Source organism: Cypionkella sp. PAMC25878 (assembly GCF_058135695.1).
Genome location: NZ_CM176871.1, coordinates 2,807,400 through 2,821,213 on the forward strand (window position 1 = coordinate 2,807,400; position 13,814 = coordinate 2,821,213).

Annotated in this window: 16 protein-coding genes, 1 tRNA gene and 2 pseudogenes; 10 read left to right on the forward strand and 9 right to left on the reverse strand. The window is 61.0% G+C overall.

Annotation, left to right across the window (positions count from 1 at the left end; translation table 11 throughout):
* Nucleotides 1–29: 29 nt before the first annotated feature.
* Nucleotides 30–989, forward strand: a complete 960-nt coding sequence (locus tag ACS5RD_RS13620; RefSeq protein WP_489927872.1) for a FliM/FliN family flagellar motor switch protein — start codon at nucleotides 30–32, stop codon at nucleotides 987–989.
* A gap of 165 nt (nucleotides 990–1,154) precedes the next feature.
* Here the strand turns inward: ACS5RD_RS13620 and ACS5RD_RS13625 are convergent, their stop codons facing one another.
* The 4 genes and pseudogenes from ACS5RD_RS13625 to ACS5RD_RS13640 all read right to left on the reverse strand — a co-directional run bounded on the left by ACS5RD_RS13625 (nucleotide 1,155) and on the right by ACS5RD_RS13640 (nucleotide 3,352).
* The gene (locus ACS5RD_RS13625; RefSeq protein ID WP_489931375.1) at nucleotides 1,155–1,598 is read right to left on the reverse strand and encodes a protein tyrosine phosphatase family protein; all 444 of its coding nucleotides are present in this window, start codon (nucleotides 1,596–1,598) and stop codon (nucleotides 1,155–1,157) included.
* A 69-nt stretch (nucleotides 1,599–1,667) separates the two neighbouring features.
* Nucleotides 1,668–2,051, reverse strand: a pseudogene (locus tag ACS5RD_RS13630) (DUF6691 family protein); the annotation flags it as partial.
* Nucleotides 2,048–2,470 carry a YeeE/YedE family protein gene (locus tag ACS5RD_RS13635; RefSeq protein ID WP_489927873.1) on the reverse strand — a complete coding sequence of 141 codons (423 nt, stop codon included), beginning with the start codon at nucleotides 2,468–2,470 and terminating at the stop codon, nucleotides 2,048–2,050. The pseudogene ACS5RD_RS13630 and the gene ACS5RD_RS13635, both read right to left, overlap by 4 nt.
* A gap of 18 nt (nucleotides 2,471–2,488) precedes the next feature.
* On the reverse strand, nucleotides 2,489–3,352 hold the full coding sequence (locus tag ACS5RD_RS13640; RefSeq protein ID WP_489927874.1) for an MBL fold metallo-hydrolase: 864 nt from the start codon (nucleotides 3,350–3,352) through the stop codon (nucleotides 2,489–2,491).
* A 150-nt stretch (nucleotides 3,353–3,502) separates the two neighbouring features.
* On the opposite strand from ACS5RD_RS13640, the gene ACS5RD_RS13645 reads away from it, so the two are divergent.
* The 3 genes from ACS5RD_RS13645 (at nucleotide 3,503) to ACS5RD_RS13655 (ending at nucleotide 5,952) form a co-directional block, all read left to right on the forward strand.
* Nucleotides 3,503–3,820 carry a TraR/DksA family transcriptional regulator gene (locus ACS5RD_RS13645; protein WP_054004781.1) on the forward strand — a complete coding sequence of 106 codons (318 nt, stop codon included), beginning with the start codon at nucleotides 3,503–3,505 and terminating at the stop codon, nucleotides 3,818–3,820.
* Between the two features lie 11 nt (nucleotides 3,821–3,831).
* Nucleotides 3,832–4,035, forward strand: a complete 204-nt coding sequence (locus tag ACS5RD_RS13650; RefSeq protein ID WP_489927875.1) for a hypothetical protein — start codon at nucleotides 3,832–3,834, stop codon at nucleotides 4,033–4,035.
* Nucleotides 4,036–4,128: 93 nt separating this feature from the next.
* Nucleotides 4,129–5,952 (forward strand): enoyl-CoA hydratase-related protein, encoded by a 1,824-nt coding sequence (locus tag ACS5RD_RS13655; RefSeq protein WP_489927876.1) that lies wholly within the window; start codon nucleotides 4,129–4,131, stop codon nucleotides 5,950–5,952.
* Here the strand turns inward: ACS5RD_RS13655 and ACS5RD_RS13660 are convergent.
* A pseudogene (locus ACS5RD_RS13660) lies at nucleotides 5,936–7,017 on the reverse strand (IS5 family transposase). The gene ACS5RD_RS13655 and the pseudogene ACS5RD_RS13660 sit on opposite strands and share 17 nt — an antisense overlap.
* A gap of 79 nt (nucleotides 7,018–7,096) precedes the next feature.
* The gene (locus tag ACS5RD_RS13665; RefSeq protein WP_489927877.1) at nucleotides 7,097–7,312 is read right to left on the reverse strand and encodes a hypothetical protein; all 216 of its coding nucleotides are present in this window, start codon (nucleotides 7,310–7,312) and stop codon (nucleotides 7,097–7,099) included.
* 131 nt (nucleotides 7,313–7,443) lie between these two features.
* Here ACS5RD_RS13665 and ACS5RD_RS13670 point away from each other — a divergent pair, with 131 nt between their 5' ends.
* Nucleotides 7,444–7,698, forward strand: a complete 255-nt coding sequence (locus ACS5RD_RS13670; protein ID WP_054004785.1) for a DUF2312 domain-containing protein — start codon at nucleotides 7,444–7,446, stop codon at nucleotides 7,696–7,698.
* 178 nt (nucleotides 7,699–7,876) lie between these two features.
* Here ACS5RD_RS13670 and ACS5RD_RS13675 read toward each other — a convergent pair whose 3' ends face one another.
* Nucleotides 7,877–8,749, reverse strand: coding sequence for a hypothetical protein (locus ACS5RD_RS13675; RefSeq protein WP_054004786.1), 873 nt, complete (start codon nucleotides 8,747–8,749; stop codon nucleotides 7,877–7,879).
* 210 nt (nucleotides 8,750–8,959) lie between these two features.
* On the opposite strand from ACS5RD_RS13675, the gene ACS5RD_RS13680 reads away from it, so the two are divergent.
* The gene (locus tag ACS5RD_RS13680) at nucleotides 8,960–10,513 is read left to right on the forward strand and encodes an ABC transporter permease (RefSeq protein ID WP_489931376.1); all 1,554 of its coding nucleotides are present in this window, start codon (nucleotides 8,960–8,962) and stop codon (nucleotides 10,511–10,513) included.
* Between the two features lie 57 nt (nucleotides 10,514–10,570).
* Nucleotides 10,571–10,646: transfer RNA gene (locus ACS5RD_RS13685), tRNA-Thr, on the forward strand.
* Between the two features lie 219 nt (nucleotides 10,647–10,865).
* Here the strand turns inward: ACS5RD_RS13685 and ACS5RD_RS13690 are convergent.
* Both ACS5RD_RS13690 and ACS5RD_RS13695 read right to left on the reverse strand, forming a co-directional pair.
* Nucleotides 10,866–11,405, reverse strand: a complete 540-nt coding sequence (locus tag ACS5RD_RS13690) for a VPLPA-CTERM sorting domain-containing protein (RefSeq protein ID WP_489927878.1) — start codon at nucleotides 11,403–11,405, stop codon at nucleotides 10,866–10,868.
* Nucleotides 11,406–11,604: 199 nt separating this feature from the next.
* Complete coding sequence (locus ACS5RD_RS13695; RefSeq protein ID WP_489927879.1) at nucleotides 11,605–12,330, reverse strand: HGGxSTG domain-containing protein; 726 nt, start codon at nucleotides 12,328–12,330, stop codon at nucleotides 11,605–11,607.
* 31 nt (nucleotides 12,331–12,361) lie between these two features.
* Here ACS5RD_RS13695 and ACS5RD_RS13700 point away from each other — a divergent pair, with 31 nt between their 5' ends.
* The 3 genes from ACS5RD_RS13700 (at nucleotide 12,362) to ACS5RD_RS13710 (ending at nucleotide 13,801) form a co-directional block, all read left to right on the forward strand.
* Entirely contained in the window at nucleotides 12,362–12,760 is a 399-nt protein-coding gene (locus tag ACS5RD_RS13700) for a hypothetical protein (protein WP_489927880.1), read from the forward strand.
* A 148-nt stretch (nucleotides 12,761–12,908) separates the two neighbouring features.
* Complete coding sequence (locus ACS5RD_RS13705) at nucleotides 12,909–13,100, forward strand: hypothetical protein (RefSeq protein ID WP_489927881.1); 192 nt, start codon at nucleotides 12,909–12,911, stop codon at nucleotides 13,098–13,100.
* A gap of 53 nt (nucleotides 13,101–13,153) precedes the next feature.
* Nucleotides 13,154–13,801, forward strand: a complete 648-nt coding sequence (locus ACS5RD_RS13710; RefSeq protein ID WP_489927882.1) for a recombinase family protein — start codon at nucleotides 13,154–13,156, stop codon at nucleotides 13,799–13,801.
* Nucleotides 13,802–13,814 lie beyond the last annotated feature (13 nt).

The window sequence follows — 13,814 nt, forward strand, 5'->3', positions numbered from 1 at the left end:
CCATAGGGCGGTCCGATCAGGGGAAACAAGTGGCAGAAGCACAGCAAGAAGGCGTCATTCGGCGCAAAATCGCGGCAGCCAAGGCGGTGTTGGCTGAAGGTGGGCCGGGGGCAGATCGCGGTTGGCGCTTGGCTTTGGCGCGTGCCGCACGCGACAGGCTAAGCCTGTCGGTTGAGGTGACGGCGCTGGTCATACGGCGCCAATCGCTGGCAGAACTGCTGGAACTGCCGCCGCATCAAGCGCTGATTGCGGTGCTGCAAGGCCCGGCGGAAGGTATGGGCCTGCTGATCCTGACGCCCCCGGTGCTCGCCGCAATGATCGAGGCGCAGACCTTGGGCAAAGTCTCGACCAGCCCGCTTGCCAGCCGCAAACCCACGCGCACCGATGCTGCGATGGTGGCCCCGACGCTGGATGCAGCACTTGAGGGGCTAGAGCAGGCCTTGGCGCAAGAGGCAGATTTGCACTGGGCGGGCGGCTTTCGCTACGCAAGTTTTCTGGATGATCCGCGCCCCTTGGGGCTGCTGCTGGAAGATATCGACTACCGCGTGCTGACCGCCGAACTGTCCTTGGGCTTGGGCGCGCGGCAGGGTGCGGTGATCTTGGCGCTTCCTGCTGAGGGCAAAGGTGTGATGCCCGCAGCGGCGGTGTCGGGCCCGGAGGCCGCGGCGCAATCCGGTCAGGCTTTCGCGCTGGCTTTGGCGGAACAGGTAGAGGAAACGGCCTGCGTGCTTGATGCTGTAGTCAGCCGGGTCTCGCTGCCGCTGAACCGGGTGCTGGGGCTAAAAGTGGGCGAGACGATTCCCCTGCCGCGCGCCTCGATTGACCGGATTCAGTTTGAAGGCATGGATGGCCGCAGGCTGGCAGAGGGTCGCTTGGGGCAGAATCGCGGCATGCGGGCGATCCGACTGACCAGCGGCGATGTCCAGGCGCGCAAGGCCGTTGGGATTGAGGTCGCCGTGGTCCCAGAACCGCTGCGCCAGACGGGTTGAGCACAAAGCAACCCCCGCCGAATCGATTTCCGAAACGGAAATCGTATCGGAATTTTTGGAAAATTCCGGCTTGGGACAAAGGTTAAGCCTTTATGAACGACCACCTGCAAGCCCTTGATTTATCAAGCGGCGGCCCTGTGTCCACGCGTGGACACAGCCCAAAACTCAGTCTTTACCCGCGCCCGTTTCCGCCGCCAAAGCCTCAATCTGACCCCGCAACGGCTCCAGATTATAGCCATATTTCGCCGGGGTGCGGATCAGATCATCGGTCGATCTGTGCCCCGCATTCATCAGCGCCCAAACCACCGAACAGCGGTTTCCCGAGGCACAATAAGCAAACACCGGCCCGGTCGCATCGGCCATCACCTTGGATTGCAGCCGGACGTTTTCCATCGTCAACGCCCCGCCAATCACCGGGTTGGCGACGAATGTCAGCCCCAAAGCCTCCGCCGCCGCTTTCATATGCTGGGTGTGCAGATGGGCGGGGATTTCGCCGTCGGGACGGTTGTCGATCACGGTGGTGAAGCCTGCCGCCTTGATCGCGGGCAGGTCGGAAAGCTCGATCTGCGGCGAGACGGCATAGGTCGGGGTCAGGGCGCGAATGTCCATTTTGCTCCTCGGTCTGGCGGCTGGGGCGGCGCCATCAAGACGCACGCGCAGGGCGGGTGCCGCGACCATACCGCCGAGCATCGCCAATAGGAAGACCAGACCGCCGATGCCTCCAAAACTGATCGAGGCCAGCGCCGGGCCAGGGCAAAGCCCCGCCAGCGCCCAGCCCATGCCGAACAGGATCGAGCCTGCGATAAGGTTCCGGTCGAGATCGCGGCTGGGGGCCGCAGGCAAAGCAAGCCCGAGATACGAACGCTCCAACCGCGCGGCCACCCGCCATGCGACCGCCATCGGCAGGATTGCGCCGCCCAGCACAAAGGCGAGCGTCGGATCCCATGCGCCGAACACATCCAGCCAATTCTGCACTTTGATCGTGTCTGTCATCCCAGAAATTCGCAGACCCGCGCCGAACAGCCCACCCGATAGCACTGCAAGTCCATAACGCCGCATCATATCACCCCGATCACTTGGCGCAGCAGCGCAATGGTCAGCCCGCCCGCCAGCAGATAGATCAGCGTCGCGACTATCCCGCGCAGCGACAGCCGCGAGATCCCGCAAACGCCGTGGCCAGACGTGCAGCCATTGGCAAGCCTTGTGCCGATGCCGACCAAAAGCCCGGCAAGCACGATCACCAGCCAGTTGCTGGTCAGATGAGTCTCGCCGCCGATCAGCAGCGAGAGCAGATACGGCACGCCAATCAATCCGGCCAGAAAGGCCACGCGCTCGGCCCAGTTGCCCCAGCCGGTGCGATCCACCAACTCGCCGATGATCCCCGAGGCCCCCATGATCCGACCATTGAACAGCAAATACACCGCTGCGGCCCCGCCGATCATCAGACCGCCAACAAATCCCCAAACCCAATCCAGCATCACAGCCCTCTCATCGCATGTTCAAAGGCCATTCAGCGGCACTTTCAGATAGGACAGACCATTGTCCTCGGGCTCGGGCATCTGGCCTGCGCGCATGTTGATTTGCAGCGAGGGGATGATCAGCCGCGGCATCGCGAGGGTGGCATCGCGTTTTTCGCGCAGGACGACGAAGTCATCCCGGTTTCGGCCCGCGCCGACATGCACGTTCAGCGCCTTTTGTGCGCCAACGGTGGATTCCCAAGCAAAGTATTCACGCCCCGGCGCCTTGTAGTCGTGACCGACGAAAATCCGGGTGGCGTCGGGCAAAGTCAAAATACGCTGCACGGAATCGTACATCACGGCAGCCGAGCCACCGGGGAAATCGCAGCGCGCGGTGCCGAAGTCGGGCATAAACAGCGTATCGCCGACGAAGGCCGCATCGCCCGCCACATAGGTGAGGCAGGCGGGGGTATGGCCGGGGGTGTGCATCACATCGACACGCATCTGGCCGACCATCAGACTGTCGCCATCGCGAAACAGCCGATCAAACTGGCTGCCATCGCGGGCAAACCGGGTGCCTTCATTGAACACCTTGCCAAAGGTTTCCTGCACCACGGTGATCTGATCGCCAATACCGATCTGACCGCCCAATGCCTGTTGGATATAGGGGGCTGCGGAAAGGTGGTCGGCATGGACGTGGGTTTCTAAAACCCATTGCAGATCAAGCCCTTCAGCGCGGATATAGGCGATCACCGCATCGGCGGACCGCGTGTCGGTGCGGCCTGATGCATAATCGAAATCCAGCACGGAATCGATCACCGCACAGCTGCGGCCATTGGGTTCACGTAAGAGATAAGTGATGGTGTTCGTGGCTTCGTCGAAAAAGGCGTGGACGTCGGGGTGCATCGCTGAATCCTTGGGCTGATGGTTGGCAAGATAGGTGTTGAAGGCTCACATCGCAATGTCTGAATGTATTCAGCTGTGCTTGGATTGATATGCATCAACGACGCACCCTCTGATTATAGTAGAATCGGCGCAGTCAGGAAAGGACAGCGCATGATCTCAACCACTGACCACAAGGCGCAGATGCAGCGGCGTTTGGCCGCTCTGAAAAGCCGATTGAGCGGAATCTCGACGGAACTTGTTGCCGAGCATTCGCCAGATTGGGAAGACCTTGCCGCCGAACGCGAGGGCGATGAAGTGCTGGAAGGGATGGGCAACGCCGGGCTGCTGGAAATTCGGCGGATCGAGGCTGCATTGGCGCGGATCGAGGCCGGGGATTACGGAATTTGCGTCACTTGCGGCCAAGAGATCGAGCCAAGCAGGTTGGATGTGCTGCCTGACACGCCGTTCTGCCGCAACTGTGCTACATAGGGGGAAATCTTATGCCGAAGAACAATCCAATGGCCGAAATGACGACCGAAATGCTGGCGGCTACGCTGTCTGCGCAGGCGGTGGGGATGGACCTGTTGCTCGCTGAAATGCGGGCGCTGAGCGAAGTGCTGCCGGGTGCCTTGGTGCAGATGCCCGCGCTGCCCGAGCATGTCGGTGCCGCTGAAGAAGCCGATTTCGACAATATGCCGGTTTGACATCGCGCAGACCCGCCGCTTGATGCGGACTGGGATTGCCAATGCCACCGCGCCACCGCTTAATGCTCCAACGGTTTTGGTGGAGCGGGTGATATGGACGGCAAGACCTTGACGGAGGCGGTGCGTGTCGAGCGCTGGGGAGCCGTTTTGCTGCTGATTCTGGCGCAGCGTCCGGTGAATGTGCTGTCACAGCATCTGCGCGCCACGCTTTCGGCGGCACTAAGCGCGGTCGCCGAGAGTGATCTGCGCGCCGTGGTGATTTGCTCGGATCTGGCGGCGTTTTCAGCCGGAGCAGATTTGTCCGAGTTGGGAAAAACCAGTGCCGCGCCGGGATTGTCGACGCTTTGCCAGCAAATAGAGGATTTCCCCAAGCCGGTGATCGTGGCTCTGAACGGCAGCACGTTGGGGCCGGGATTGGAACTGGCTTTGGCCGCGCATGGCAGGGTGGCGAGCCCTGCGGCGCAGCTTGGCCTGCCCGAGATCGGGCTGGGACTGGTGCCCGAGGCCGGTGCGACGCAGCGCTTGCCGCGTCTGATCGGGGCTGCGGCGGCGTTGAAACTGATGCTGGAACCCGCGCCGTTGACGGTCGCGCAGGCGCTGACCATCGGCTTGGTGGATCAGGTGGTTGAGGGCGATCTGCGGGCGCAGGCCTGCGCTTTTGCCGAAAGCATGGCCGCAGGGTTGAAAGGTGCCGGGCCTTTGAAAACCTCGGATCGGCGGGACGGATTGCGCGATGGCAAGGCCTATCAGGCGGCGATTGTGGCGGGGCGCGCGCGCTATGCGGGTTCGCCTTTGCCAGCACCTTTGCGGCTGATCGACTGTGTCGAGGCAGCACAACTTTTGCCATTGGAACAAGGGCTTGCCTTTGAGGCCGCGGCCTATGATGCCCTAGTCCACACGCCTGAATCGCTGGGCTTGCGCCATGCTTTTTTTGCCGAGCGGCGGGCGGCTTTTCCACCTGCACCATTGGTTCAGTTCGGGGCAGGCAAGCTGACCAGCCTTGCGGTTTGGGGCGCAGCAGAGCCTGCGGCAGAGCTGGTGGCGCAAGCTTTGGCGGCAGGGCTGCGGGTCAGTCTGATTGACCCCTCACGCGAGGCGCTGGTTGCCGCGTTGCAGAAAATCGCGTCGCGGCAAGAGGTGGCAGTTGCAGAGGGGCGGTTGACGCCCGAGGCGCGCGATGCTGATTGGGCGCGACTGAGCACGGGATCAACGGTGATCGGCGGGGTTGATCTGGTGTTGAACAACGCCGATGCGCTGCCGCCGCTGGAAGATGCGGTCCTTCCGGTTATCGCGCTGGGGGCTTTGCCCGCGCGGGGGGCGGGAACGCGGGTTGGCATCAGCGTGGCGCTGGCGGCGGGTCTGGTGGCAGAACTGGCGGCGGGGGCGGATGCTCCGGTGGCGGTGCAGGCATTGGGGCTGGCACTGGGGCGGCGGCTTGGCTGGAAGCTGGTGTTCACCGGGCCGGGCGGGCCGATGGATCGCCGCCTGCGCGCGGCTTTGTCTGCGGCCATCGCGCAGTTGGAAATCGAGGGTCTGGCGCGACCGGTAATTGCGGCGGCATTGGGATCATTCGGGATTGGGGTTTCCGCACGCGGGCCGCTGCCTAAGCCGCCGCCAGAGGCAAAGCGGGTGCTCGATGCCTGTCTCGCGGCTTTGGCCAATCAGAGCGCCCGGTTGATCAGCGAGGGCGTCGCACGCAGGCCGCTGGATGTGGATGCGGCGGCGGTGCTGCATGGAATGTTCCCGCGCTGGCAGGGTGGTCCGCTGTTTCAGGCTGATAAACGCGGGTTGTTGGTGTTGCGCGCCGATCTCAAGCGTCGGGCCGAGGTGGCACCGCAGATTTATGCCCCGGATGCGCTGTTTGACCGGTTGATTGCCGATGGCCGCGATTTTGCGTCGCTCAACAGTGCCGGCTAGCCCCAACGGTCTTGGCCCAGCCGAAGGCCTCTTCGATCCGCTTGCGGTGCTTGATTGACAGGGCGTAGCCCTTGTGCCGGGTGGTGCGGCCGCCGATCGCTGAATGTCGTGACTTCTGCGCGACGTGGGGCGTGACACAAGCCTGACGCAGGTCGGCGGCGACCTCGGCCGCGTCGAAACCCTTGTCGGCCCCGAGCGTCAACCGTCGGGTCGATCCCGGTGAGTGGCGATGGATCATGTCCAGCGCGGCGCGGCGTTCGGTATGGCCGTCGGCCCGCGTCAGGTCGCCCTGTACGATCAGTCCCGAACGGTTTTCCATCAGCACATGGCCGATGAAGCACAGCGTCGCCCCAGCGCCGGGCGACTTCTTGTAGAGCCGGGCGTCCAGGTCGGTGGTGGAGGCATGGGTAGCATTGGAGCGTTTCTCGCCCTTGAGGTCGACCTCGGCATTGCGGTTCTGACGGGGGGGCGGGGCATCGGGTCGGTCTCAGTTTGGGTATCTTCGGGCTGGTCTATGGCGGGCCTGTCGTGTCCAGGCGGATTACCCGGCTTCTCATCATCCGGGGGCGCACCCTCTGTCTTCGGCTGGAAGCTCTTCATCGAAGCCCATGCCTTGACCAGAGTGCCGTCGACCGAGAAGTGATCGTCCGACAGAAGCGGCGCCACCTCGCGGTGCGCCAGGATTGCCGCCATCATCTTGTGCGACATGTCCGTGGTCAGCAGCCGGTCGCGGTTCTTGGTGAACACGGTGGGAACCCAGACCGGGTCGTCAATGCCCAACCCCACAAACCAGCGGAACATCAGGTTATACTGCAACTGTTCCATCAATTGCCGTTCGGAGCGGACCGAAAACAGGATCTGAACCAAGCTCGCCCGGATCGGCCGCTCCGGCGCGATCGAGGGGCGGCCAAAGTCGACATACAGCGCCTCGAACTCGGCATCGAGACTGGCCAGGGCGTCATTCACCACCTGCCGGATCTTGCGAAGCGGGTGTTTGGCGGGGATGCGGTCTTCAAGATCGACATAACTGAACAGCGAAGCGCTCTTCTGATCCGTCCCGCGCATCGTCACCCCCGCCGCTATCCTGCTGAGGATGAATCCTGTTCCTCAATCCCCGTCGAGGGCCGACTAATTCAGCAGCCTGCTAAGCCAGAATAACCCCGACGACGACCATGATCAGCCCCAGAAACGACACCGCCAGCGCGCCCATATTCCACGCCACCACCCGCTGCATTGCCACGCGCGCCTGATCATCGGCCAAAGCCTGCCGCTTGATGCCCAGCACCAGTTTGATGCACCACGCCAACCCAACGATGCCCAGCAGGGTCAGCGCAGTCCCGATCCAGATCACGATTTGCATTTCTGCCTCCCTGAAAACCTGCGCTTGCGCTAACGCCGTTGGCGAAGCCTTGCAACCCCGCGCGAGGCACGCTTGATCCTGCCAGCCCCGCCCTATAGGAACAGCAAAACCCAAAGCAAAAGAGTCCCGCGATGAATGATGTAACCGCTGCCTATACCGTGACCGCCGACGAGCTGCGCCAGTTCATCGAGCGCGCCGAGCAACTCGCGTCCGAGAAAAAGGACGTGGCCGAGCAGGAAAAAGAGCTGTTCGCCGAGGCGAAAGGCCGTGGCTATGACACCAAAGTCATGCGCAAGGTGATCGCTTTGCGCAAGCGCAAGCCCGATGAGATCGCCGAAGAAGAAGCCATCATCGAGATGTATAAATCCGCTTTGGGGATGCAGTAACCGCTGCCACTGACGATCAGCTTGAAAAAAACGGGTAGTGCGCTGGCGCTGCCTGGTTTTTTTGTTTGACAATAATCTGCTAAAGCTTAGCTAGAATTGCCATCCTCTGTGCGCAAATATCCCACGGGGGTTTGGGGGTGAGGAGACCCCAATCGGCCATAGTGCAGGGCCGCCAACTTCAAGGCGCGATGAAATCTACCCCCGGCATATGGGTGATGCGATAGACATCCTCCTCATAAAGCCGGGTCAGCTCGGCCACGGTCGCCTCGGTCCAGCCGGGCATTTCGACCTCGGTGGCGATGCGATCCGGCAGCGCGAATTTATCCAGAAAAGCCGAGACGATCTTGCGGCGCTGCATCACTGATCCGGGCGGATGGCCCTCAAGATAGCTGCGCAGCCGGGTCAAGCCTTCGCCCGACATCAGGCTGGCCAGCAGATCATCCTCGCCCTCCAGCACCACATCATCGGGCAGGCCCGACACTGCGCGCAACACTTCGGGCCAGATCAACGGGGTGTCTTCATCGCACCAGATCGTCAGCGGCGTGCCGGGATTTTGTGCCAGAATCCGCGCGATCACCTGCGACCAGTGCAGATCGTAGATATTGGCCTTGCCGATGAATTGAGCATAGGTCTTGTCGGGCAGCTTTTGCAAAAGTGCTGGCAGGAAGGTCGCGGGGTTGCGGATGGCCAAGTGAAACTCAGCCTCGATCTCGGGGAAAATCTGGCTGAAAGCGCGCACACGGTCGCCTGCGACCGGATAAAGCGTGCCCTCTAGCACCCAAGGGGCCAGTGACAAAAAGCTGTCCCAAGACAAAACCATCCGGTCGGCGATGTCTTCTTCCATGATCTTGTCAAGGATCAGCGCTTGGGTGTCACGGCTGGCGGTGTTGCCTTTCAGTTCAATCGCGGTGGCGCGCAGCAGGTTGCGGTAGCGTTTGGGGCCCGGCACCACGATGCCATGCTCGGCCAACACCTCGCGGTTTTTCAAAAGACATTTCAGAAGACGCTCTTCATCGGTGAAGTGCGCGCCAAGGTGATAGACGATCCGCATCGGGGGGTGGCCTGCCTGCTTGTTCTTGTTGGCGCAACTATAGTCGGTTTTCTTTACAGGGAAACAGCTTTCCGTTATCTGGCGCGGATGATGCCCTTGCAAAACAGTCAGAAATCCCCCCTTCGCCCGCGCTGGCTGCGGATCAAAGCGCTGCGGTTTGATATCTGGTCGCTGGGCGTGCTGCTGGTCGGCGGCATCGTGCTGGTGCCGATGCTGGCGGTGGTCTGGATCGCGTTTCATCCGACGGAAAACATCTGGCCGCATCTGCTGTCCACCGTTTTGCCGCGCTATTTCACCGCCACTTTGCGGATGATGCTGGGTGTCGGCGTGCTGTCAGCAGCAATGGGGACGGGGGCGGCTTGGCTGGTGGTGATGTACCGCTTTCCCGGCAGCCGCATCTTGGATTATGCGCTGCTGTTTCCGATGGCGATCCCGGCCTATGTCGGGGCCTACGCGCTGGTGGATTTTCTGGATTATGCCGGGCCGTTGCAGACCGCGTTGCGGCTGAGTTTTGGCTGGCGCAACGCCCGAGATTACTGGTTTCCCGAGATCAACTCCGAGCCTGCCGCAATATTGGTGCTGTCAGCAGCGCTGTATCCCTATGTCTATCTGATGACTCGTGCTGCGCTGCGCGAGCAATCGGGCGCGAGTTACGAAGTGGCGCGCTCCTTAGGCTTGGGGCCTTGGGGGATGTTCTGGCGGCTGGGCCTGCCCTTGGTGCGCCCGGCGATTGCAGCGGGTGTGGCTTTGACGATGATGGAGACGGTGGCTGATTTTGGCACGGTCTCGACCTTTGGCGTGCAGACGCTGACTACCGGGGTGTTCTCAACCTGGCTGAACGGCGGCAATGCCGGGGGGGCGGCGCAGATCGCGGGGGTGATTCTGTCGCTGGTGCTGGTGCTGTTGGGTATCGAATATGTCAGTCGTCGCAACGCCCGCTTTCACCGTCCATCGCGGGCGACTCGTCCGGTGACGCCGATCCAGTTGGGCGGACCGAAAGCTTGGGCTGCGGCGGCTTTGTGTCTGGTGCCATTTTTGTTGGGCTTTGTGCTGCCGACGGCGGTGATGCTGGGCCATGCCTTGGCGAAGCCGCAGATGTGGCTGGCACCGGGGCTTCTTCAGGCGGCGCTGAACACGGTGATCGTGGGCGGCATTGCGGCGCTGCTGACCGTCTCTGCGGCGTTGTTTTTGGTCTACGGTGTGCGGATGGCGGGGCGCAGCCTTGCGCGCACCGTGCTGCCGCTGACCACTTTGGGCTATGCCATGCCCGGAGCCGTGCTGGCCGTAGGTTTGCTAGTGCCGCTGGCAGCGCTGGATCACCGTGTGGCCGATCTGGTGCTGGCGGTTACGGGCCATGATCCCGACCTAATGCTGACCGGAACGGCGGCGGCGATTGTGCTGGCCTATCTGGTGCGGTTTTTCGGCATCGCGCAGGGCGCGGTGGATTCGGCCTTTGGGCGGATTTCACCGTCACTGCCAATGGCCGCGCGCAGTTTGGGGCGCGGCGTCGGGGGCACCTTGCGCGACGTCTATCTGCCGCTGATGCGGGGCTCGGTGTTGACTGCCCTGCTGTTGGTCTTTGTCGAATGTGTCAAGGAACTGCCCGCGACTTTGCTGCTGCGCCCGTTCAATTTCAACACGTTAGCCACCCGGGTCTACGAACTCGCCAGCCTAGAGCGCATCGGTGAGGCCGCCCCCGCCGCCCTGATCGTCACTGCCATGGGCCTTGCCGCCGTGGCCCTGCTGGTCCGCGCTACAAGATAGGCTATTGCAAGCAACCCCCTTGCACCGGACCGCGCCTGCCGATATTTGAAGGGAACTGCCCTTATAGCTCAGCTGGTAGAGCACCTGATTTGTAATCAGGGGGTCTCGGGTTCGAATCCTGATGGGGGCACCAATATTCTATAAAATACTGTGCATAGACGGATAGTTATGCTAAACGGCTTACTTCTATCCCCCCTAATATCCCCCTTACGCGCTTCGTTAGGGTGGATTGCCAGCCTTAGGCGAGGATCGCGCGTTCTAGCGCTTGAGATAGTGCAACGTCTACCAGACGCAAAGTAAAAGGGCCGGCGATTTCCCGGCCCTATCGTATGCAAACCCTAATAGCCTCTGATCAGGCAGCCAAAGCCTTACGACGACGCAAAGCCGCCAGACCACCAAGCGCACCAACCAGCAGGAAACCAGCAGCCGGAACCGGAACCGGAGCCGGTGTCGTGGTCGACGAGAACGACACTTTAGCCCGACCGCTCTGCGTCGTGAAGTTCAGCAAACCATCCGTGTCATCATATCCAGCGTGCGAGATAATGCCCCGAGCCGAGAAAGCTTTCGTTGCAGTGTCCAGAAAATCAAAGAACGAAATCGCTACAAACGAAAAACCACCAACCGACCAGATTTGGCCAGGCGCGGCAAAGTTGATATCGGTCAAAGTTGCCAGCGAGACGAAAGGAGTAAGCGAGCTGAAGTCACCATCGGCAATAACCACAATACCTATAGGGTTTAGGTCCGCATTCCCAGTCGCCGAAAAGTTCGATGTCCCAGTATTAACCGTTCCAGTGATATCAATCTGGCCCGAGATGGTTGCCGCGGACACTGTAAGCGGAGCGATGGAGATCACCGCCGCAACGGCCACGTATTTCAGCCTGTCAAAAAACATAATGTCTTCCTTATTCATACACGACGAAGGTGTCGCCAGTTATACATCGCCGGCCTTGCGCGTTTGATGTGATCACCGACCTCCCAAACAACGCTTTACATGGCCCGCATCAAGCGGTGCCCGCCGATTTGGCACGAAGGCAACACAAGATTGCCCCGAAAATAACATAATTGCCCAGACATTCTAAAGAGAATCGTCTTCAAGGCTCATTTACAATCCACGATTGTGCTGGCCTCTTGGCGCACTCGTATATGTCGCCAAATCTGATCCACTGCGGCCCGCTGCAGTGCCTCTGTTTCTTTTGTGGAAACAGTATTCTGCACCGGATTGCCGTTCTGGCAGCGCAATGATTCGCGACGACTTTGCGGACGGTGAAAACAGCAAAATGTCTGTGCAGGTGAAAGCATGTGACATCACGCGAAGGCGGCGAGGCGCTGTGCGTAGTTTCCAACTTTGGCGGGTTGGGGCATACAACTGCGGCTTTTGCGACAAATGGGGCCGGGGCGGTGGTGCTGGACGCCAATTCATCCGGGGCAGGCATTTCTGGATTTTTCGCCAGCGGCCTCCTGTAGCGCGTCCCGTTATTTCCCGTTAGGTTTCCGGCCGCACCCTTCACACGCGCCCAGCGCCGTCTCTGGGCCTCTGCAATGCGGGCCAGCCCCTCTGGAGTCGTGGCCTCGGTGGATTTGCCATCATGAAACTTGCAGCTGCGCTTGCCCGGTTCTGAGTTGTTTTGGCAATCCCCGCCTTTGCCCGTCTTGGCCCCGCACATCACGCAGAGTCCAAAAGTTCCACAGAGGTAAAAATTCCTAGCGGTAGCCGCGGGCGTTTTCGCCGCGCGCGCCGGAGTGGGGGGCAGGGGTAGGGGCCGACTACCGTGACACGCCCGATCTGCGATTGACGTGGGGGCAGACAAGTCGAACATGCGCACTGTGACACATTAAATCAGGTGAAATATGAAACGCAGTGCTTTCCTTGCCTCCGCTTTCCTTACCCCCGCTTTGCTCGCCATGCTTTTTGCCAATACTGCGACGGCCAAGGTCACGACTTACACGTGCGCATTCCCAAACATCGCTTTTGAAGATGGTAGGTACGAGACTGGCGGAACCTTCGACCTCAAATTCGTATTTGACGACGTGTCGGGCAGTGCCTTCTTTGTCGGGAATGCGGGTGCGTCCACAGTTTACCCCGTTACCGGTTCAGACGGCATAACATTCCTTGAACCGTTGAAGTCTGGCGCGGTTCAAACGACGACCATAGACAACGCCGGTAAGGCTGCGCACAGCAGACACACCATTATGTTCGCGTCCGGTCTTTACCCATCTCAATCCTACGGTAATTGCCACATCAGCTAAGCCGCGCAGTGTTCGTAAGGGTATACCCCAGCGGATACTAATAAATACGGACAAATACCGTCCGTTAGGCTTGCAATCATATTTCGGACATGCTATCTATCGGACATTAAGTTAACGGACAGTGTGTCCAAGCGGAAAGGTTCGCGCCATGCAGAAAGCGCTCAAGTTGGAAACTGAAACCTATTTCTTCCTTATGCTTATGCGGGCGCTTTGTGACGCCCGCCGGAGCGGAGACGCAGTCGTACTTTTTGAGGCAAAAGACGACATGGAAGTGTTCGTGATGTACACCGCCCACCCGGGTCTGAAAGCCCGCGCAGAACGCGCCTTAACCGGTCTCTGAGACTGTAGCCGGCCTGTCTGCCGTCCCTCCACCCCTTCAAGCAAGAGGCCACCATGCGAACTATCCTTTACGCGCGTGTTTCCACAAAAGACCAAACCGCCGCCCACCAGTTGACCCAAGCCAAAGCGGCAGGGTTCACTGTTGACGACGTTGTAACCGACGAAGGCGTGTCAGGCGTTACAACCAAGCTTGCAGAGCGTGCGCAGGGCCGCAGGCTGTTCGACATGCTGCGGGCGGGCGACACGTTGCTAGTGCGCTGGGTTGACCGGCTGGGCCGCGACTACCGCGACGTAAGCGACAACATCCGCGAATTCATGCGCCGCGGCGTGGTGGTCAAAACCGTGATCAACGGCATGGTGTTTGACGGCGCGACCTCGGACCCCATGCAGCAAGCCGTACGCGACGCCCTGATAGGCTTCATGGCCGCGCTGGCAGAGGCACAAGCCGGGGCCATGAAAGAGGCCCGCGCGGCGGGCATAGCCCACGCCAAGGCGCTGGACACAGAAGGCCGCAAGTTCCGGGGCCGCAAGCCCAGCTATTCGCGAACGCAGCTAGAGCAAGCACACACCATGCTGGCGGGCGGGTCTGGGCCGTCTGACGTCGCCAAGGCGGTAGGTATAAGCCGCCAGACCGTTTACCGCATCCAAGCCGATCCTGTAGGCTGCGCGGCCGCGCTGGAAAGCTGGGGGGCCGCCGGGTAAATCCCGGCGCGCG

Coding starts and splice junctions, on each gene's coding strand:
- ACS5RD_RS13625 (WP_489931375.1), bottom strand. CDS start 1,598: ATGGACATTCGCGCCCTGACCCCGACCTATGCCGTCTCGCCGCAGATC.
- ACS5RD_RS13640 (WP_489927874.1), bottom strand. CDS start 3,352: ATGCACCCCGACGTCCACGCCTTTTTCGACGAAGCCACGAACACCATC.
- ACS5RD_RS13645 (WP_054004781.1), top strand. CDS start 3,503: ATGATCTCAACCACTGACCACAAGGCGCAGATGCAGCGGCGTTTGGCC.
- ACS5RD_RS13650 (WP_489927875.1), top strand. CDS start 3,832: ATGCCGAAGAACAATCCAATGGCCGAAATGACGACCGAAATGCTGGCG.
- ACS5RD_RS13655 (WP_489927876.1), top strand. CDS start 4,129: ATGGACGGCAAGACCTTGACGGAGGCGGTGCGTGTCGAGCGCTGGGGA.
- ACS5RD_RS13665 (WP_489927877.1), bottom strand. CDS start 7,312: ATGCAAATCGTGATCTGGATCGGGACTGCGCTGACCCTGCTGGGCATC.
- ACS5RD_RS13670 (WP_054004785.1), top strand. CDS start 7,444: ATGAATGATGTAACCGCTGCCTATACCGTGACCGCCGACGAGCTGCGC.
- ACS5RD_RS13675 (WP_054004786.1), bottom strand. CDS start 8,749: ATGCGGATCGTCTATCACCTTGGCGCGCACTTCACCGATGAAGAGCGT.
- ACS5RD_RS13680 (WP_489931376.1), top strand. CDS start 8,960: ATGCTGGCGGTGGTCTGGATCGCGTTTCATCCGACGGAAAACATCTGG.
- ACS5RD_RS13690 (WP_489927878.1), bottom strand. CDS start 11,405: ATGTTTTTTGACAGGCTGAAATACGTGGCCGTTGCGGCGGTGATCTCC.
- ACS5RD_RS13695 (WP_489927879.1), bottom strand. CDS start 12,330: ATGTTCGACTTGTCTGCCCCCACGTCAATCGCAGATCGGGCGTGTCAC.
- ACS5RD_RS13700 (WP_489927880.1), top strand. CDS start 12,362: ATGAAACGCAGTGCTTTCCTTGCCTCCGCTTTCCTTACCCCCGCTTTG.
- ACS5RD_RS13705 (WP_489927881.1), top strand. CDS start 12,909: ATGCAGAAAGCGCTCAAGTTGGAAACTGAAACCTATTTCTTCCTTATG.
- ACS5RD_RS13710 (WP_489927882.1), top strand. CDS start 13,154: ATGCGAACTATCCTTTACGCGCGTGTTTCCACAAAAGACCAAACCGCC.